We start from the raw sequence: 17,897 nt of genomic DNA, 5'->3' as shown, positions 1-17,897 counted from the left end.
TTGTAAGCTCCGATGCTTGCGCACCGGGCATCCGCTATCAAGCGCCCACACTTATCGGTTGTTTGTTTGTTAAAGAACTTGCCGCGGTTCGCTTTGCTTACCGCGTCGCTGCTTTGTTGTCAGCAGCAGAGAAACGAGATTATGAAGAAACTTAGTAATTAAATCAAGAGTTTTTTGCGAAATTTCTTTTTTTCAAAAACCTCGCTCACCTCGACTAATTACCTTCGCCGACCCAGGCAATCATTTTCCCTGCTTGATTCGCCGCAATATTTCCTGCTGCGGGGGACCGAATACTAAGGGTTCCACACCGAGCTTGCAAGTTTTTTCTGGAAAAAACCAAAAAGTGCCACCATGGCCACATCGAGGGTGCATCGAGGCCCGAAGCCGCCGGCACGCCTTCCTACGGCAGGCCCTCGTGACGGGCAACAGCGCAGGCATCCGGCAAGTTACGCAGGAGCGAAGCGGCATCCCCAGAGCGACGGCGTGTCCAGGTCCATGACTCGCTCAACACCCAGTGCGCCCGGCACTTCGTCGTAGAAATGCCGGGCGCCATGCCCATCCGACATCAGTCATGTGGCGGCGGGACGGGTGCACTCTGCGCTGCGCGCGTTCGCAGGCGTGGTGTCGCGAAGTCCAGGAAGGCACGCAACTTCAACGGCAGCGGCGCTTGTCCTTTATGCACAAGACTGACTGGCAATGGCGCCGACTCGAATTCCTCGAGCACGATGCAAAGTGTCTTATTACGTATGGCATCCGCAACCTGGTAGGACAGCACACGTACCAGTCCAACGCCGAGTATCGCGGCTGCAATAGCCGCCTCCGCGGTATTGACTGCAAGCCGCGAATGAATGGGCACGGATAACTCGGACTTGCCGAATCCAAAAACCCAGGCGCGCATGGACGCGAGAACCTCGAAGGTAATGCATTTATGCCCGGCGAGATCGCGCGGTCCGGCCGGCACGCCGTGAGTTGCCAGATATGCCGGACTTGCACATACGACCCGGCGGACGACTCCGACTCGCGTCGCCATGAGCGTGCTATCGGGCAATTTACCAATCCGGACCGCCACGTCGGCGTGCTCGTCCATCAGATGCACGACGCGATCCGTGAGCGCGAGGTTGATGTCGATCTCCGGATATTGCGCGAGAAATTCCGCAACGACCGGCACGACGTGCAAGCGCCCGAAAGTGACAGGAGCCGTGATGACGAGCTCGCCCCTGGGCGAGGAATGTTCACCGGTCGCAGCGCGCTCGGCCTCTCCGATTTGCTCGAGAATCCGCCTGCAGGCGGCCACGTATGAATCCCCGGCTTCCGTCAGCGAAAGCTTGCGCGTCGTGCGGTGAAGCAAACGGACTTTTAAATGTGCCTCCAGCTCCCCAATCTTGCGGCTGACTGTTGCCAGCGGCACGCCGAGGCGACGCGCGGCGGCGGACAAACTGCCCGAATCGGCGACCGCGATGAGCAGAGACATGGAGTCAAAAAGGTTCATCTGATTCTATCGATTCTATCAATTGATGGAAGGATGACTCTCAATTTTGCTGGATTCTCTTTTCAGATGCAAGGAGGTAACTTACGAACCTAGTATCTCGAGAATGAAAGGAGAGTGCCGTGAGCAACCCATCCAACCCACCCGACAGTCCGCACGCGCCTGCGATGGCGTCCCGTAGCAAGATCGTGATGATGGCAATCATCGCGGGCGCGGTGATCACCAACATCTATTGCACACAGCCGATCTTGCCGTTGATCGCGTCGGACCTGCACCTCGACGTGACAACGGTTGATCTCGTTGCCGGCGCTGCGTTGCTTGGCTTCGCAACGGGGCTGGCGCTTCTGTTGCCTCTGGGCGACCGCTTCGACCGTCGCAAGCTGGTACTCGGCCAGATCGCGCTCGCCTTCGGCTTTGCCGTGGTTGCAGCGCTCGCCCCCGGTGTCTGGGCGCTGATCGCAGCTTCCTTTGGTCTTGGCATTGTCAGCTGCGTGCCGCAACAGCTCGTGCCTTTCGCGGCCGTCATGTCGCCGCCAAGCGAGCGTGGGCGCTCGGTGGGGACGGTCGTCAGCGGGATCATGGTTGGCATCCTGCTTGGCCGCACGATCAGTGGCGTGGTCGGCGCGGCCTATGGCTGGCGCGCGGTCTATGGCGTGGAAGCGGCGTTCATGATCCCGGTCTGGATCGCCGCCGCATCGCTGCTGCCGCGGGGTCGGCCCACCACGAATCTGTCCTATGGACGCCTGCTCGCGTCGCTCTGGCCGCTGGCGCGGGACAATCGCCCGATCCGGGAATCGATGATCATCCAGGCGCTGTTGTGGGCTTGCTTCAATGCGTTTTGGGTGAATCTGGCCGCGCTCCTCGTAAGCGGTCCGTGGCACCTTGGTAGTGCCTGGGCGGGCGGCTTTGGCATCATTGGCGCGGCTGGCGCACTTGCCGCTTCACTCGGCGGTCGCGCCACTGACCGGTTGGGGTCGCGCAGCGTCATTGGGGCCAGTATCGGCATAGTGACGCTTGCGTACGTGCTTCTCGCCGGCGCCGATTCCTCGCTTGCCCTTCTGGTTATCGGTGTCATCGTGCTCGATATTGGCGTGCAGTCAGGCCTTGTGTCCAACCAGACGCGCGCCTTCGCCGTTGATCCGAAGGCGCAGGGCCGCATTAACAGCCTCTACATGACCGCTACCTTCTTCGGCGGCGCCCTCGGTACGGTGATCAGCGGCTGGCTCATGACTCGCTTCGGCTGGACGGGCATCGTCGCATTTGGAATCGTGCTTGGACTCATCGCTTCCGCAATACACTGGATCGGCGCCCGGGGCGGCCAGCGGAGCCCGAATACCGATGCGGCGATCAAAGCGGGCAACATCTCAGCGAGCGCAGATTGAATTGCCCCGGAGCCGGTCCGCGAGGATGCGTCGCGGACCATCCAAGACCTTATTCGAGACGGCGGGGGCCGGGCTCGCGGCCGCAAGCGCGGGCTATTTGCCGATCGCCAACGCTGCCTCAGGAGCGGCCGCCGGCTGGTGCGCCGGACCGGTGATCTCGGCGCTCGTCCTGATGAGGGTCTTGCGGAAAATCTCCACCAGGGGCCGCAGATTGACTTTGTGCCACGCCGCCCACAACGGCGTGCGGTAGGTGAACCACGACAGTTCGTGCAGGACCACCCCGTCCGGCGCCTGGTGGCGCAGGCTCTGCTGGATCATGGTCATGCCGAGGCCTGCTGCCACCAGTCCCAGTGCTGCCAGCGGCTCGGTGGCTTCCATGGTGATGGACGGCGTAAAGCCGGCCCTGGCGCAGGCGGCAATGAAGGTGTCGTGCCGCAGGGCACTCTCCCTGTGCATCACGCCAATCCACTTCTGCGCCGCGAGGTCGTCCGGCGTGAAGCGCTGCGCCGTTGCCAACGGATGTCCCTCGGGAATGGCAAGCAGCATCGGGTCGTTCAGCACCTGTGCGGACTCCAGGTCCGGGTCGTCCGGAGGCGGCGGCTCGCATACCAGGGCGATGTCCAGGCTGCGCTGGCGCAGTCCTTCGATCTGCGCCGCGGAGGGATGGTTGTAGAGCGCGATATGCACGTTCGGGCGCGTCTGCCGCAGTTCGCGCAAGGCATTGGGCAGCACGCCGGAATGCATGGCGTATTCGAGATACCCGATGCACAGCCCGCCCTCGTCCCCCTTCCCCAGGCGCCGGGCCAGTGACTCCAGCCGGTTGCCATGGGTGAGGAAGGCGCGCGTTTCGGCCAGGAATGTGCGCCCGTCCGTGGTCAGGCGGATGCGCTGCTGGGAGCGCTCGAACAGCGTCAACCCCAGCTTTTCCTCGAGTTGCGCGATCTGCCTGCTCAGCGGCGACTGCGAGATGTGCAGCCGCTCCGCCGCCCGTCCGACGTGTTCTTCCTCGGCGACGGCGACAAAATAGTGGAGTTGGCGAATGTCCAGCATCTCAGACCTCTAGAGACTTAACTTTTTCCTGATCATGTCCCGTCGAGGCTCAACTTGCAACGCCCGACCGTGCCGCGATCTGCGGATCTTCATCTCCGCATATTGCATGAAGCATGCCTTGCAATGATTTCCCCGCCGCGCCAGGAAAGGCGTGGCGGGGAGACGATCATTCGCCGCGCCGGAACAGCACGCGCGACGTGCCCGGCCCGGAGCCGACGCAGTACCGGCTTAGGCCGTCGATGGCCTTCAAGACGAAGCGCTGTCGCTGCTGCTGCCAAACGACGCTTCGAGCGCCTTCAGGCCGTCCCGGTAGATACCGCCGAACAGGGCGGACGCCTCCTCATCGCTCACACCAACCGGCGTGAACTGGCCGGACCATTCGACCTGCGCGCCCTGCTCGCCTGGGATTTCCAGCACGCGCAGCGTCGAGCGATAGCCGGTCACGGGGAACGGCGCCTCGAGGATCGAATAGGTGTAGCTGCGCGCCGCGTTGTCGAATACCTCGAGCCGCTCGACGATGGCATTGCCGTCGGGATTGGCCAGGCGACGCACGCGGCCGCCCTCGCTCAACTCGCTCCTGGGAATGTAGGGCAGCCAGTCCGGCAGCGAATCGAAGCCGCCGATCCGTTGCCATACCTGGTCTGCCGGGACCGCGAGCGTGATGCTTGCAAAAGCTTGTGCCATGTTGGCTCCTCAGGCGAGATCGATGGGAAGCGGCGCATTGGGCGCGACCAGGCCTTGCTCGCGCATTTCGCGCCAGAAGCCAGCGGGGATCGGCTCCGACAGCGCGGCCATGTCTTCGGCGATGCGCTCGGGACGGCTCGCCCCCGGGATTACCGCGGCGACGGCGGGATTGGCCAGTGCGAATTGCAGGGCGGCGGCCTTGATGCCGACCTGGTAGCGCCGGGCGATCGCCTTGATGCGCTCGACTTTGGCGACGATGTCGGCCGGCGCCTTCTGGTACTCGAAATGCGTGCCGCCGGCCAGGATGCCGGAGCTGTAGGGGCCGCCGACGACGATCTCGACCTTCTGCGCGGCGGCCGCCGCCATCAGGCGCTGCAGGGCGCGCTCGTGATCCAGCAGCGAGTAGCGCCCGGCGAGCAGGAAGCCATCAGGCTGCGCTTCGGCCAGGTCCAGCGTCAGCTCCAGCGGTTCGACGCGATTGACGCCCAGGCCCCAGGCCTTGATGACTCCTTCCTCGCGCAGCCGGGTCAGCACGCGGAAGGCACCCTTGCGGGCAGTCTCGAAGTAGGACAACCATTCGTCGCCATAGAAGTCCTGCGCGATATCGTGCACCCAGACGATATCGAGGCGATCGGTGCCCAGTCGTTTCAGGCTGTCGTCGATCGAGCGCAACGTGGCGTCGGCCGAATAGTCGTTGACCAGCTTGTTAGGACGCCCGGTGGCGAACAAACCACCTTTTTCGCCAAGATCGCGCGCGCTGGCGTCTTCGACTTCGTCCAGGATCAGGCGGCCAACCTTGGTGCTGATCACATAGTCATTGCGGTTGCGCTTGGCCAGGGCCTGGCCCAGGCGGATCTCGGACAGGCCGGCGCCGTAGAAAGGCGCGGTGTCGAAGTAGCGGATCCCGTGTTCCCAGGCGGCGTCCACGGTGGCGGCGGCTTCGGCTTCGGGGATATCGCGGAACATGTTGCCCAGCGGGGCGGTACCGAAACCGAGGACGCTGCCGGCGGGCAACTTGTCTTTGATGCTCATGACTGCTCTCCAGAAGTGAGTTGAGTGAAGGCAGTCTAGGATCGCAAGTTGAGCCTGTCCAAGACGGAATAGGGAGAACTTAAGTCTCCCAAGGTCTTAATATGAACGAGCGGGCTGGGCCGGACGCGCGTACATTGGCGTCGCATGGGCTGCATCGGCCACTCGGCATGCATCGGCGCGCTTCGTCGATGCCCGCGGCGGTGGGGCGATGCCAAGGCGGCTGGCGCGGGCCAGCCCATCCGAGGCCGGGTCCACGCCGACCATCGCGCCCATTTCCAGGTGCCGGCTATTGCGCATCACCTTGAACATCAGGTCGGTGCCGATATTGCCCGGCCCGATGATGGCGACTTTCAGTTTGCGGTTTTTGCTTGTTTTCCTTCTGGCGGCGATACATGGAAGCCTGCATGCCCGAGCCCTTCCATATCGACCGAGACGTACTGCCCCGGCCGGATCCATTCGGCCTGCGTGGCGCCGCCGGCCATTACCAGCCAGCCTGTCTGCAGGGGCTCGCCGGCGGCTGCGGCGACGCGCGCCGCGGCCACCAGCGAGCGCAGCGGATGGCCGAGAATCGCCGCCGTGGAGCCCACCTGCACCGCCCGGCCGTCGATCGACAGCACCAGGCCGAGGTTGCCGAAATCGCGGTGCGGATCGTGCCAGGCGCCGATCACGAAGCCGCTCGACGAGGCGTTGTCCGCGATGACCTCGGGCAAGGTGAACTTGAAATCCCGGTAGCGCGAATCGATGATCTCGAGCGCCGGCGCGATCGCCTCCACCGCGGCAAGCGCCTCGGCAGCGGTCGCGTCGCCGGCCAGGGGCTTCTTCAGCACGAACGCCAGCTCCGGCTCGACGCGCGGATGCACGTAGCGCGAGAAATCGACCGCCCCGCCCTCCTCCACCTGCATGCCGCTGGTCAGGCGGCCCCAGATCACGTCGGACAGCCCCATCTGGATCATCTTGGCGCGGCTGGTAAAGCCCATCTTCACGCCGACCCGCCGCTCGCCGCGCGCCTCGCGGCGACGCACCGCGGCCGACTGGATCGCGTAGGCGTCGGCGAGCGACAGCGTGCCATCGGCATCGAACTGCGCCACGGCGGTCGCGCCGGCGGCGGCGTCGTCCAGCATTGCAGCAAGATCCTGGATCGATGTCAGCGAGGTCATTGCGCGTTCTCCGGTTCGAATACGGCCTTCACGCTGCCCAGGCCGTTGATATGGGCATCGAACACGTCGCCGGGCTGCACCGGCACCATCGGGCCGAGCGCGCCGGACAGCACGAGATCGCCGGCGCGCAGCGGGCTGCCAAGCGCGGCCATCGTGCGCGCCAGCCAGACCACCGCGTTGAGCGGATTGCCAAGGCATGCGGCGCCCGCGCCGGTCGAAACCGGCTCGCCGCGCCGCATCAGCGCCATGCCGCACAGGCGCGCGTCGAATGCCTGCAAGGTCTTCGGCGTGGTGCCGAGCACGTAGGCTGCCGAGGATGCGTTGTCGGCCACCGTGTCCACGAACCGGATATTCCAGTTGTCGATGCGGCTGCCGACGATCTCCAGCGCCGGCAACGCGTACTCGATGGCGCCGAGCACGTCCACCAGGCCCGCGCGCTCGAGGTCAAGGTCGCGGCCCAGCACGAAGGCGACTTCCGCTTCGATCTTCGGCTGCTGCAGCGCCGACACCGGAACCGGCTCGCCATCGCCATAGCCCATGTCGTCGAACAGCGTGCCGAAGTCGGGCCGGTCCACGCCGAGCTGCGCCTGCACGGCGCGTGCCGTCAGGCCGATCTTACGACCGACGATGCGATGCCCGCCAGCCACGCGTGCCTCGGTGTTGATGCGCTGGATCGCATAGGCTGCCTCGGCGTCGATGCCCGGGTACTGCTCGCGCAGCGGAGCGATCCATTCGCCGGTGCGCGCGGCCTCGCGCAGCGCAAGCGCGGCGGCTTGTTGTTGCTGGGGTGTCATGGGTTCTCCCTGGCGGCGCGCGCAGCGTCGATCTCGTCCTTGGTGCGGTCGCCCACGCTCCACTGCGTGGCGGGCAACTGGCTGACCAGCACGCGGATGCTCTCCAGCGGCGCGCCGAGCGTGGCGTGCACGGTGCGCGCCACCTCCTGGATGCAGCGCTTGACGGTCGCTTCGTCGCGACCTTCGATAAGGGTGATCTGTACGATCGGCATGAAGGTTTTCGCTATGGAGTGGAATTCAGGCGGCGGGCGGCGCCACCGCGATATCGGTCTTGCCGGCGCGCTTGAGCGCGTCGGCCACGAAGCCGTTGCGCTTCATGGCTTCGACGAAGTCATGCAACCAGGCGGCACCGGCCTCGCGGCCGCGCGGCAGGCACAGCGCCTGGTCGATCGCCAGGAAGTCGTCGGCCATCACGCGCAGGTGCGGCCGCGTCGCCGCGTATTGCTCGATCACGCGGCGCACGCCGGCGGCGGCGTCGAGCGGCGCGGACTCGAACAGCGCGAAGGCCTCGGCGGCCGTGGGCCGGCGCTCGATCCGCGCCTGTTTCAAGGTCCGCGTCAGGTGCAGGTCGTAGGCGGCCCCCTTGCCGACGGCCACGCTGCGGCCCGGCGCATCGACGTCCTGCGGGCGCTGCAGCGGCGAAGCGGCGTGGACCATGTAGCAGGCAGCGATCTGCACATAGGCCGGCGAGAACGCCAGGCGGTCGGCGCGCACGGGGTCGACCGCCAGGAAGGCTACGTCCCAGGCGTCGTCGGCGAGGGCATCGGTGACCTTGCCCGCGGCATCGTAGGGCACGAGTTCGGTCTCGAGTCCGAGCTGCTCGCCCAGCGCATAGGCCATGGCGACCGAGATGCCCCCCGGCGCGCCGGTGGCCGGATCGCGCTGCGCGAGCGCGGCATTGCCGAAGTTGATCGCAGCACGTACGCGGCCGTGCGGCGCCAGGTCCCGGAGGACGGAAGCATCGATAGTCATCAGGTTCATTCCTGGTCTGGGGGTGGGCCGGTCAGGGCGGGTCGGGTCAGTCAAGGTGCACGCCGGCCGTCTTGATGACCGTGCCCCACTTCGCGCTCTCGCTCTTGATAAAGCGCGCCAGCACCTCGGGGGTGCCGCCGCCGAGCTCCACGCCCGAAGCCGCGAATTTTTCCTTGACCTCCGGCCGCTTGAGCGTGGCATTCATCGCGGCATTGAGCGCCTGCACTACGTTGGCGGGCGTGCCCGCCGGTGCGACGATGGCGAACCAGGCGATGGACTCGAAGCCCTTCACGGTCTCGGCGATCGCCGGGACGTTCTTGAGCGCCGGCACGCGGCCGGGCGTGGCCACGCCCAGCGCCCGCATCCGCTGGGCCTCGACGAACGGCAGCGTTGCCGGCGAATTGTCGAACATCACCTGCACGTTGCCGCCCATCAGATCCGTGGCCGCGGGCGAGCTGCCGCGGTACGGCACGTGCAGCAGGTCGATGCCGGCGCGGCTCTTGAGCAGTTCCATGGTGAGGTGGCTGGTCGTGCCGTTGCCCTGGGAGCCGTAGGAAAGCTTGCCCGGATGCGCCTTGGCGTAGGCGATCAGCTCCGGCAGCGTCTTGAAAGGCTGCCCGGTATTGGCCACCAGCATGATGGGCACGGTGGCGATCAGGCCCACGGGCGCGAAGTCCTTGGCGGGGTCATAGCCAAGCCGGCGGTAAAGATACTGATTGATGCTCAGCGGGCCGGCGGTGGTCACCAGCAGCGTGTAGCCGTCCGGCTTGGCATGCGCGACGATCTCCGCGCCGACGTTGCCGCCAGCGCCCGCGCGGTTGTCGACGATGACTGTTTGCTTGAGGGCGTCGCCCATGCCGACGGCCAGGGCGCGCGCGACGATGTCGGTGGTCCCGCCCGCCGGGAACGGCACGACGATGGTGACCGGCTTGTCGAAGCTCTGTGCGGCGGCGGCGCCGGCGGCAAGCATGGCGGTGCCGGCGAACAGCCCGGCGGCGAGACGCCGCCATGGCGAACGGCCCGGGCGGGTACTGGTGATGCGCAAAGGCATTTCTGTCTCCTGTCTGAATCTTGTCCTGCGGTCAGTCGTCAAAGCCGTACAGGCGCGCCGGATTGTCCACGAGCATGCGCCGCTGCTGGTCCGCGTCAGGCACCCAGAGCGGAATCAGGTCGACGAGGTCGGCATCGTTGGGCATCGCCCCCTTGTAGATGGGATGCGGCCAGTTGCTGCCCCAGATCACGCGGTCGGGATACGCGCGCACCACGGCATGGATCATCGGCAGCATGTCCAGGTGCGGATATGCCTGCGACGACGAGCGATACAGGCTGGCGAGCTTGACCCAGCAGCGGCCTCCCTCCAGCAGGCCCATGAGCGCAGCGAATCCCGCCGACTGCACGCCCTCGTCGCCAAGCACATGGCCGAGATGATCGACGACGAACGGGTTGGGCAATGCCATCAGGCGCGGCGCCAGGTCGCACAACTCCTTCGACTCGTGCAGATGCAGCACCAGATGCCAGCCGAGCGGATGGGTCTCCTGCGCCAACGCCTCCAGGTGTTCGAAACGGGCGCCGCCGCGCACGACGGTGGAGATCCGGCAGCCGCGCATGCCGCCGTCGTGCATTGCCTGCAGCGCGGCTCGCCCGAGTCCCGGCCGGATTACCGCAACGCCGCGTGCGCGTTTTCCCATGCGTGCGATGGCGTCCAGCGTGACACGGTTGTCCGTGCCGTGCGCGCCGCCGTGCACGATCACGCAGCGGTCGATGCCCAGCGTGGCGAGCAAGGCCTCGTATTGTTCGACAGTGCAATCCTCCGGCGTGTAGCTGCGCTCTTCGGAAAAAGGGTACTGCGCCTGCGGGCCGAACACGTGGGCGTGGCAGTCCACGGCGCCCCGGGGCATGCGGAACGCCGGCATGCGCAGGTTGCGGTCCGGCCCCTGGCAGGGCGGGGGGGCGGCGGTGAGGCCGGTGGGCATGGCTTGTCTCCAGTCTGGTGCTTCGCGGGACTTCTGCCCCTGCGCTGATGTGGATCATCGGCCAGTCAGCCCTATACGGTCTAATACTATTTTTTTCCGATACCATACCGATCCGGTATTGCCCTTCCTGATCTCCTCCCAACACGCGGACCTCCCATGGATCTCAAACAGATGCGTTACTTCCTCGCGGTCGCGGAGGAGCGCAATTTCACCCGCGCGGCTGCGCGCCTGCATATGGCCCAGCCACCGCTGACGCGCCACATCCACGCGCTCGAAGAGGAACTCGGCGCCGCGCTGTTCGTGCGCACGGCCAAGGGCGTGGAACTGACGGAAGCCGGCACGGCCCTGCTCGAGGAGGTGCCCAATGTGCTCAGCATGGCGCGGCGGGCAAGCGAAAAGGCGCAGCGCGCGGGACGGGGCCTGATCGGCCGGCTCGACGTCGGCATCTTCGGCTCGGGCCTGCTCAACGTGATTCCGGTGCTGCTGGCGCGCTTTCACAAGGCACGGCCGGAGGTACGGATCGGCCTGCACAACATGGGCAAGGCCGAACAGATCGAAGCGCTGCGCGAGCGCCGCATCACGGTGGGGTTCAATCGGCTGGTACCGAACGAGCCGGACCTGATGGTCGAGACCGTGCTGCGCGAAACCATGCTGGTGGCGCTGCCGGAACACCACCGCCTGGGCAAGAAGCCGGTGCTGACGCTGAAGGATCTCGACAGCGAGCCGATGATCCTCTATCCCAATGCACCGCTGCCGGGACTGGCCCAGGAGGTCATGTCAGCGTTTCGCAGCGAGGGCGTGCGACTGGTGATCGAGCAGGAGGTGGAGGACGTGGTCACCGCCGTCGCCCTGGTTGCCGGGGGCTTCGGGCTTTGCGTGACGACCGAGTCGGCATCGAACCTGCGGCTGCCGGGCGTGGTCTATAAGCCGCTCAGGTCGCGTGTACTGAAGGACATCGAACTGAGCTGCCTGTACCGCCGCGACGATCAATCGCAAATTCTCCAGGCATTCCTCAACGTTGCGCGACAGGGCGCGCAGCTACCGCTGAGGCGGCGCTGACGCAGGCCTGACGCGCCAGGCATCGTGCCCCGCCCTGCCCCGGCGGCCGTCGTCGTGTTGTTGCATTTCAGCTGAAAAAAGAAAAATTCAATACGGAGCGGCGCCTCAGCGACTAGAACTGCATAGACAGCGCGCCGGCATGTCGGCGACGGGCCTTGCCCTGCGGCACCGGCGTGACGAGGGAGGAAAAACACGATGGCTTCCATCACGATCAACGGCATCGCGATCGACACGTCGGCACCCAGGGAGACCCTGGCGGCGTTCTCCCTGGCCAACGAGAACGCCAGCACGACCGACTACATCGTCGTGGTGCCCCATGCCCCGATGAATGCCGCACAGAAGCAGCAACTGGCGCGCGCCGGCGCCGAGGTCCTGGAAGCGGTGCCGGGCGGCGGGCTGGTTTGCTACTTCCCGAAGACCAGCCTCGCCAGGGTGCGGGCACTGCCGTTCGTCGACTGGGCCGACCTGTATCCCAACGTGGTCAAGCTCTCGCCGTCGCTGCGCCGGGTGGCGCCGCAGCCCGGCGGCGTTGCCGTGGCGGCGGCCGCGCTGGCGCCGCCGGCCGAGCTCGATAGTTCGCGCGTCACGGTCGACGTGGTGCTGCACCGGAACGCCAGGGTGGCCGAAGCGCACAAGCTGGTTGCCGCCGCCGCGCACCTGGACGTATCCGCGGTGACCGTGGCCGGGCACAAGCTGCGCGTGACGCTCAAGCGCCGGCGCCTGCCGGAGGTCGCGGCGCTGGACCCGGTGCGCCACGTCGAGGAAGTATTCCCGCGCCGGCTGGCCAACAATATCGCGCGCACCATCCTGCGCGCCCCGGCCGCGGCCGACCCCGCTGCGCTGCGCGGCGATGGCGAAGTGGTGGCGGTGGCCGATACCGGCTTCGACAAAGGCTCCACGACCAATGTGCACCCTGCCTTCAAGGGCCGCGTCAAGGCGCTGTACGCGCTGGGCCGGCCCGGGCGCAAGGACGATCCCGACGGGCACGGCACGCACGTGGCAGGCTCCGTGCTTGGCGACGGCGTGTCCAGCACGGACGGCGCCATCTGCGGCGCGGCCCCCGGCGCCAGGCTGGTGCTCCAGTCGGTGCTGGACAGCCAGTCAGGCCTGGGTGGCCTGCCCGGCGACCTGAACGATCTGTTCCTGCCGCCCTACAAGACCCACAAGGCGCGCGTGCACACGAACTCGTGGTGCAGCCAGGGCAACTTCGGCAAGTACGATCCGCAGGCGCATGAAGTCGATGAATTCGTCTACAAGAACCGCGACATGCTGATCTGCTTCGCCGCCGGCAATGCGGGCACGGACAGCGACGCCAACGGCCAGGTCAACCCGTCTTCGGTCCCGCCGCCCGGGACCGCCAAGAACTGCCTGACCATCGGTGCCAGCGAGAACGACCGCCCGGCCATGAAGATGACCTACGGCGCCGGCTGGCCGGCCGATTTCCCGACCAATCCCATCAAGTCGGACCGGCTCGCCAACAACCCGGAAGGCATGGTCGCGTTCAGCAGCCGCGGCCCGACCATGGACCTTCGCTTCAAGCCGGACGTGGTGGCGCCCGGCACGTACATCTTGTCCACCCGCTCGCGCGCGACCAGGTCCGAAGGCTGGGGCCTGTCGGGCGATCCGCTCTACATGTTCGACGGCGGCACCAGCATGGCCACCCCGCTGGTGGCCGGATGCGCAGCCGTCGTGCGGCAGTTCCTGCGCACCCGTCACCGCTTGCGCAAGCCCAGCGCGGCGCTGGTCAAGGCGCTGATCATCAACGGCGCACGCCCGCTTGCCGGGCAATACTCGCCTTCCGAGGCCGGGGCCGTGCCGAACAACAACCAGGGCTTCGGCAGGGTCGACCTGCAGGCGGTGACCGGCCCCTACGCGGACCACGAGACGCTGCAGTTCTTTGACGAAGCCACCCGGCTCGACACCGGCGAGCGCGAGGACTACGAGGTGACCATCGCCGCCAGCGCGCGCAGGCTCAAGGTCACGCTGGTATGGACCGATCCGCCCGGCGAAGGGCTGCAGAGCGACCTCGACCTGGTGGTCGTGGCGGGCGGGCGCGAGTGGCACGGCAACATGGCCCTGGGCGCCACGGATTTCGACCGCGTCAACAATGTGGAGCAAGTGGAATGGAATCAGATCCCGGCCGGCAGCGTCACCGTATCGGTGGTGGCCCACGCCATTGCGCTGGCGAAGCAGAACTACGCGCTGGTGATCCGCGTGGGCGGCTAGCAGGGCCGCCCTGCCCCGCCCGTGCCGCTACAGCCCGGCAATCACGGCCCAGCACGCGAGCGCGCTGTTCATGCTGGTCCAGTAGCCGAAGCCCTCGTAGTAGTAGACCGCCCACATCGCCTGCAGGCTCTGCTTGGCCGGCTTGTTGCGCAGCTTGCCGTTGATCTGTGGGTCCGAGCAGTTGCGCACCACCAGCCAGTGTGGCGTGGACTTGCCGGCGGCGGCGCGTTCTTCCACCACCATGCCCAGCACCGCATCGCCCATCTCCACCGCGCTGCCGATCTGGTCGAGGTGGTTGAGCGACGTGCCGAACTCGAAGTAGTCGGTGGTGAGAATGGGATGGAAGGCCGGCAGCTCCCTGCCGTCGAGCTTGATGTCGGGATCGTTCTTGCGCACCGGCTTGGGCAGGTTGTCCAGCGGTGCGTAGTTGATCGTGGGCGGGAGGAACTCCGGCTCGGCGATCTGCTCCTTGAAGCCGGCCATCAGCTCCACGGCCTTGGCGAAGTGCGTGGTCTTGACCTGCCAGTCCGACTTGTAGACCTTGTCGTTGAACGGGCTGTCGCGGAACTCCTGCTTGAGGCGGAATTTCGCGCCGCGCGTAACGATCACGTCGCCGAGGTCGTGCTGCGCGAACACCGCGCCCGCGGTGCCCGTGGTGATCACCAGCTTCGCCTGCGTTTCGTCGATGATCTGGTGGAGCAGGTCCCTGATCGGCAGGGATGCCTTGTGCGGGCTGCCCGCCGGCGGCGTGGTGACGCCGTCCTGGTTGAGGTGGAGTTCCGACTTCATGCACAGCACGCGCTTGCTGCCGATCTTCACCGGGAAATAGCTGCCCAGGCGCATCACGCCGCGCGCGGGCGCGTGGGCACGGATGTTCGGCAGGTATTGGGCGAAGTTGCGCGCGTAACGATACCAATGATCGCGCGAGAAGCCCGGCGTCATCACATCACCGAGCGCCATGGTTTCATCCACCGTCCAGGTGATCACCACGACGTCGGCCTTGGGCAGCGGGTCGTTCAGATCGGGGATGGTGGCCAGTGGCACCGGTGTCGGGCGCAGCGCGGCCGGGAAGGCGATCTGCGGGTGTGCGGCCAGCCCCGGCGCGGCCGCGAGCGTGGTCGCCACGGTGGGATGGTTGTCGAAATCGGCGGCCGTCATGCCGGACGACAGCAGCTGGCGCGCCAGCTCCTTGCGGAAATCGAGTTCGTCGCTCATGGCTTCCCCTTTGCGCGCTCTGCGCGTTGCTGTGGCGTAGATAGCCTATGTCGCCGCAAAGCAGACATCAACCGTAGCGCACAACCGTAACGCACAACCGTAACGCGCCATTGAAGGCGGCCGGTTCATGTACTAGAGTCCTTTCCGGATGTGGGAGGTTAGCCAATGAAGTCAGTCGGCAAATCAGTACCGCGCATCGATGGCCACGCCAAGGTTACCGGGCATGCGAAATACGCCGCGGATACCGCGCCGGCCGATGCCGTGCATGCCGTCATCCGCGCCAGTGCCATTGCCAAGGGGCGTGTCCTGTCGATCGACGAAACCACCGCGCGCGCGGTGCCTGGCGTGCTGGAAGTCATCACCTCGTCGAACTGCCTCGCGCTCCATGCGGCCGACCCGTTCCCCGACTCCGCCGGGCAGCACCGCCTGCCGCTGCAGGATGACCGTGTCGACCACCTGGGCCAGGCCATTGCGGTAGTCGTCGCCACCAGCCGCGAGGCCGCCGAATACGCGGCGGACTGCCTGCAGGTGCGCTACACGCCGAAGGCGGCAGTGCTCGAGCCGGCCGCGCAGCCGGTGGCCCGGCCCGCGGCCTCGCCGCTGCACAACTTCCGCTGGGCTGCCGATGTGCCGGACAACGGCCCTGCCCCCGCCGCGGCCGACGTGACCATCGACCAGACCTATGTCACGCCCTTCGAGCACCACAACCCGATGGAGCGCCCCGCCGTGGTTGCCGCATGGAACGGAGCCGCGCTGACGCTGCACGATGGCTCGCAGTGGATACGCGGCGTGCAGGCCATGGTGGCGGCCTGTTTCGGCATGCCGGTGGCCAAGGTCCGCGTGCAATCGAAATTCGTCGGCGGCTCGTTCGGCTCGAAGCGGCTCACATGGCCGCATGTGCTGCTGGCCGCCGTTGCCGCGAAGATGGTAGGCAAGCCGGTGGTGCTGGCGCTCTCGCGCAACCAGATGTTCTCGATGGTCGGGCACCGCCCCCATACCGAGCAGCACCTGACCTTGCAGGCGGCCAGCGACGGCACGCTGAAGGCGCTCACGCATGCCGCCAAGACCACCACCTCGATGAACGACGACTTTGTCGAGCCGGCCACTTCGCGCACGCGCATGATCTACCGCTGCCCCACCGGCCAGGTCAGCCGCGCGCTGGTCCGGCTGGATCTGCCCACGCCCACCACCATGCGCGCCCCCGGCGAAGCGACCGGCTTCTTTGCGCTGGAGTCGGCCATGGACGAACTCGCGGTGGCGGTTGGCATCGACCCCGTGGCGCTGCGGGTGAAGAATTTCGCCAGCACCGACCCGGTCTCGGGCGCGGCATGGACCTCGAACAGCCTGCGCCAATGCTATGAGATGGCCGCGCAGCGCTTCGGCTGGTCGGCACGCACCAGCGCGCCGGGATCGATGCACGATGCGCAGGGGCAGCGCATCGGCTGGGGCATGGCGAGCGCCGCCTATCCGGTCAACCGTTCGGCCGCCTCCGCCAGCGTGGGCATCGATGGCACCGGCACGGTCACGGTCAAGAGCGGCACGCACGAGATGGGCGGCGGCATCTGCACCGCGCTGGCGCAGATCGCGGCCGACGGCGTGGGCGTGGCGCTGGCGCGCGTGCGCGTGGAGATCGGCGATACGGTGCTACCGAAGACCACCGTCTCGGGCGGATCGCGCACGCTGGCCAGCGTCGGGTCAGCCGTGCTGGCGGCCAGCCGTGACCTGCAGGGCAAGCTGCTGGCCGCCGCCTCTGCGCAAGCGGGCACCGTGTTGTCAGGCGCAGCCCCGGCCGACATGGACACAGCCGACGGCCGCGCGTTCCTGAAGGCCACGCCCCAGAGCGGCGTCGCGCTCGAAGCCATCATCGCGGCCAGTGGCGGGGCCACGCTGGAGGCCGCCGCGAATGCCGCGCCACCGGCTACGCCGCCGGGGCCGATGCTGTCCTTCGGTGCGCATTTCGTCGAGGTCGTGGTGGACCCCGGGCTGCCGGTGCCGCGCGTGAGCCGGGTCGTCAGCGCGTTCGGCGTCGGGCAGGTAGTCAATCCGATGCTGGTCAGGAGCCAGCTGGCCGGTGGCATCGTCGGCGGCATCGGCATGGCGCTGCTGGAAGACTCGCCGGCCGATTCGGTTGCGGGCGGCTTTGTCAATGCCAGCCTGTTGTCTTACCTGCTTCCCACCTGCGCCGACGTGCCGCAGATCGACGTGCTGCTGGTCAAGGAGGTGGACGACAAGGCAAATCCGCTGGGCAGCAAGGGCGTGGGCGAGCTGGGCATCGTCGGCCTGGCCGCGGGTATCGCCAACGCGGTCTACCATGCCACCGGCGTGCGCGTGCGCCGCCTGCCGATCCGCATCGACGACCTGCTGAACTGAAGCGCTGGAGAGGCACGCCATGGCTATCGCCACGATCCACCTGACTGTCAACGGCGCTCCGCACGAGCTCAGCGTCGATACCCGCGCCACCCTCGCCGACACGCTGCGCGATACCCTGGGGCTGTACGGCACCAAGGTAGGCTGCAACCGTGGCGAGTGCGGCAGTTGCACCGTGCATGTGGACGGACGGCGCGTGCTCGGCTGCCTGATGCTGGCGGTGATGGCGGACGGGCATGCCGTCAAGACCATCGAGGGCGTGGCGCCATCGGCGACGAAGCTGCACGCCCTGCAGCGCGCGTTCGTCAAGCAGGATGCCTTCCAGTGCGGCTACTGCACCGCCGGCCAGGTCATGTCGGCGCTGGCCTGTGTAACCGAAGGCCATGCCGGCACCGAAGACGAAGTGCGCACCTGGATGTGCGGCAACCTGTGCCGCTGCGGCGCCTATCCGAATATCGTGGCGGCGGTACTGGCCTACGCCCGCGACGGCGGGACCTGAC

General features: G+C 66.8%; 16 protein-coding genes and 1 pseudogene. 5 read left to right on the top strand and 12 right to left on the bottom strand.

The genetic code is table 11. The features are described 5' to 3' along the window. Positions 1–565: 565 nt before the first annotated feature. Complete coding sequence (locus AC1DKV_RS11115; RefSeq protein ID WP_441649943.1) at positions 566–1,489, bottom strand: LysR family transcriptional regulator; 924 nt, start codon at positions 1,487–1,489, stop codon at positions 566–568. 164 nt (positions 1,490–1,653) lie between these two features. Between AC1DKV_RS11115 and AC1DKV_RS11110 the strand changes: the two genes are divergently transcribed. Then, on the top strand, positions 1,654–2,868 hold the full coding sequence (locus AC1DKV_RS11110) for an MFS transporter (protein WP_441620340.1): 1,215 nt from the start codon (positions 1,654–1,656) through the stop codon (positions 2,866–2,868). Between the two features lie 93 nt (positions 2,869–2,961). On the opposite strand, the gene AC1DKV_RS11105 is transcribed toward AC1DKV_RS11110, so the two are convergent. The 10 genes and pseudogenes from AC1DKV_RS11105 to AC1DKV_RS11060 all read right to left on the bottom strand — a co-directional run bounded on the left by AC1DKV_RS11105 (position 2,962) and on the right by AC1DKV_RS11060 (position 10,530). Further along, entirely contained in the window at positions 2,962–3,918 is a 957-nt protein-coding gene (locus AC1DKV_RS11105; RefSeq protein WP_441620187.1) for a LysR substrate-binding domain-containing protein, read from the bottom strand. A gap of 246 nt (positions 3,919–4,164) precedes the next feature. Continuing rightward, on the bottom strand, positions 4,165–4,602 hold the full coding sequence (locus AC1DKV_RS11100) for an SRPBCC family protein (RefSeq protein WP_441620189.1): 438 nt from the start codon (positions 4,600–4,602) through the stop codon (positions 4,165–4,167). Between the two features lie 9 nt (positions 4,603–4,611). Then, a complete protein-coding gene (locus tag AC1DKV_RS11095; RefSeq protein WP_441620191.1) occupies positions 4,612–5,634 on the bottom strand; it encodes an aldo/keto reductase in 1,023 nt (340 codons plus the stop codon). Positions 5,635–5,838: 204 nt separating this feature from the next. Beyond that, a pseudogene (locus tag AC1DKV_RS11090) lies at positions 5,839–5,943 on the bottom strand (acetaldehyde dehydrogenase (acetylating)); the annotation flags it as partial. 41 nt (positions 5,944–5,984) lie between these two features. Then, positions 5,985–6,791, bottom strand: coding sequence for a 2-keto-4-pentenoate hydratase (locus AC1DKV_RS11085; RefSeq protein WP_441620193.1), 807 nt, complete (start codon positions 6,789–6,791; stop codon positions 5,985–5,987). After that, positions 6,788–7,585: a 2-keto-4-pentenoate hydratase gene (gene mhpD, locus AC1DKV_RS11080; RefSeq protein WP_441620195.1), complete on the bottom strand. Its 798-nt coding sequence runs from the start codon at positions 7,583–7,585 to the stop codon at positions 6,788–6,790. Before mhpD ends, AC1DKV_RS11085 begins: the two co-directional genes overlap by 4 nt. Beyond that, on the bottom strand, positions 7,582–7,797 hold the full coding sequence (locus AC1DKV_RS11075) for a tautomerase family protein (RefSeq protein WP_441620197.1): 216 nt from the start codon (positions 7,795–7,797) through the stop codon (positions 7,582–7,584). Before AC1DKV_RS11075 ends, mhpD begins: the two co-directional genes overlap by 4 nt. Before the next feature lie 25 nt (positions 7,798–7,822). Next, positions 7,823–8,557: a transporter substrate-binding domain-containing protein gene (locus tag AC1DKV_RS11070; RefSeq protein ID WP_441620199.1), complete on the bottom strand. Its 735-nt coding sequence runs from the start codon at positions 8,555–8,557 to the stop codon at positions 7,823–7,825. 46 nt (positions 8,558–8,603) lie between these two features. Continuing rightward, positions 8,604–9,608, bottom strand: coding sequence for a Bug family tripartite tricarboxylate transporter substrate binding protein (locus AC1DKV_RS11065; protein WP_441620201.1), 1,005 nt, complete (start codon positions 9,606–9,608; stop codon positions 8,604–8,606). A gap of 31 nt (positions 9,609–9,639) precedes the next feature. Further along, entirely contained in the window at positions 9,640–10,530 is an 891-nt protein-coding gene (locus tag AC1DKV_RS11060; RefSeq protein ID WP_441620202.1) for an amidohydrolase family protein, read from the bottom strand. A 156-nt stretch (positions 10,531–10,686) separates the two neighbouring features. Between AC1DKV_RS11060 and AC1DKV_RS11055 the strand changes: the two genes are divergently transcribed. Continuing rightward, positions 10,687–11,589 (top strand): LysR family transcriptional regulator, encoded by a 903-nt coding sequence (locus AC1DKV_RS11055; protein ID WP_441620204.1) that lies wholly within the window; start codon positions 10,687–10,689, stop codon positions 11,587–11,589. Positions 11,590–11,784: 195 nt separating this feature from the next. Further along, the gene (locus AC1DKV_RS11050; protein WP_441620206.1) at positions 11,785–13,815 is read left to right on the top strand and encodes a S8 family serine peptidase; all 2,031 of its coding nucleotides are present in this window, start codon (positions 11,785–11,787) and stop codon (positions 13,813–13,815) included. A 27-nt stretch (positions 13,816–13,842) separates the two neighbouring features. Here AC1DKV_RS11050 and AC1DKV_RS11045 read toward each other — a convergent pair whose 3' ends face one another. After that, positions 13,843–15,030 (bottom strand): hypothetical protein, encoded by a 1,188-nt coding sequence (locus AC1DKV_RS11045; protein WP_441620208.1) that lies wholly within the window; start codon positions 15,028–15,030, stop codon positions 13,843–13,845. Between the two features lie 165 nt (positions 15,031–15,195). Between AC1DKV_RS11045 and AC1DKV_RS11040 the strand changes: the two genes are divergently transcribed. Beyond that, entirely contained in the window at positions 15,196–17,400 is a 2,205-nt protein-coding gene (locus tag AC1DKV_RS11040) for a xanthine dehydrogenase family protein molybdopterin-binding subunit (protein ID WP_441620210.1), read from the top strand. Between the two features lie 19 nt (positions 17,401–17,419). Beyond that, positions 17,420–17,896, top strand: a complete 477-nt coding sequence (locus AC1DKV_RS11035) for a (2Fe-2S)-binding protein (RefSeq protein ID WP_441620212.1) — start codon at positions 17,420–17,422, stop codon at positions 17,894–17,896. Position 17,897 lies beyond the last annotated feature (1 nt).

This window comes from Cupriavidus sp. 05T41, from assembly GCF_056396525.1.
This window is presented reverse-complemented; position numbering and strand designations above follow the sequence as displayed.

What these genes read in the sequence shown, in the direction of transcription:
- AC1DKV_RS11105 (WP_441620187.1), bottom strand. Translation starts at nt 3,918, where the DNA reads ATGCTGGACATTCGCCAACTCCACTATTTTGTCGCCGTCGCCGAGGAA.
- AC1DKV_RS11040 (WP_441620210.1), top strand. Translation starts at nt 15,196, where the DNA reads ATGAAGTCAGTCGGCAAATCAGTACCGCGCATCGATGGCCACGCCAAG.
- AC1DKV_RS11045 (WP_441620208.1), bottom strand. Translation starts at nt 15,030, where the DNA reads ATGAGCGACGAACTCGATTTCCGCAAGGAGCTGGCGCGCCAGCTGCTG.
- AC1DKV_RS11050 (WP_441620206.1), top strand. Translation starts at nt 11,785, where the DNA reads ATGGCTTCCATCACGATCAACGGCATCGCGATCGACACGTCGGCACCC.
- mhpD (WP_441620195.1), bottom strand. Translation starts at nt 7,585, where the DNA reads ATGACACCCCAGCAACAACAAGCCGCCGCGCTTGCGCTGCGCGAGGCC.
- AC1DKV_RS11095 (WP_441620191.1), bottom strand. Translation starts at nt 5,634, where the DNA reads ATGAGCATCAAAGACAAGTTGCCCGCCGGCAGCGTCCTCGGTTTCGGT.
- AC1DKV_RS11035 (WP_441620212.1), top strand. Translation starts at nt 17,420, where the DNA reads ATGGCTATCGCCACGATCCACCTGACTGTCAACGGCGCTCCGCACGAG.
- AC1DKV_RS11060 (WP_441620202.1), bottom strand. Translation starts at nt 10,530, where the DNA reads ATGCCCACCGGCCTCACCGCCGCCCCCCCGCCCTGCCAGGGGCCGGAC.
- AC1DKV_RS11100 (WP_441620189.1), bottom strand. Translation starts at nt 4,602, where the DNA reads ATGGCACAAGCTTTTGCAAGCATCACGCTCGCGGTCCCGGCAGACCAG.
- AC1DKV_RS11070 (WP_441620199.1), bottom strand. Translation starts at nt 8,557, where the DNA reads ATGACTATCGATGCTTCCGTCCTCCGGGACCTGGCGCCGCACGGCCGC.
- AC1DKV_RS11085 (WP_441620193.1), bottom strand. Translation starts at nt 6,791, where the DNA reads ATGACCTCGCTGACATCGATCCAGGATCTTGCTGCAATGCTGGACGAC.
- AC1DKV_RS11110 (WP_441620340.1), top strand. Translation starts at nt 1,654, where the DNA reads ATGGCGTCCCGTAGCAAGATCGTGATGATGGCAATCATCGCGGGCGCG.
- AC1DKV_RS11115 (WP_441649943.1), bottom strand. Translation starts at nt 1,489, where the DNA reads ATGAACCTTTTTGACTCCATGTCTCTGCTCATCGCGGTCGCCGATTCG.
- AC1DKV_RS11055 (WP_441620204.1), top strand. Translation starts at nt 10,687, where the DNA reads ATGGATCTCAAACAGATGCGTTACTTCCTCGCGGTCGCGGAGGAGCGC.
- AC1DKV_RS11075 (WP_441620197.1), bottom strand. Translation starts at nt 7,797, where the DNA reads ATGCCGATCGTACAGATCACCCTTATCGAAGGTCGCGACGAAGCGACC.
- AC1DKV_RS11065 (WP_441620201.1), bottom strand. Translation starts at nt 9,608, where the DNA reads ATGCCTTTGCGCATCACCAGTACCCGCCCGGGCCGTTCGCCATGGCGG.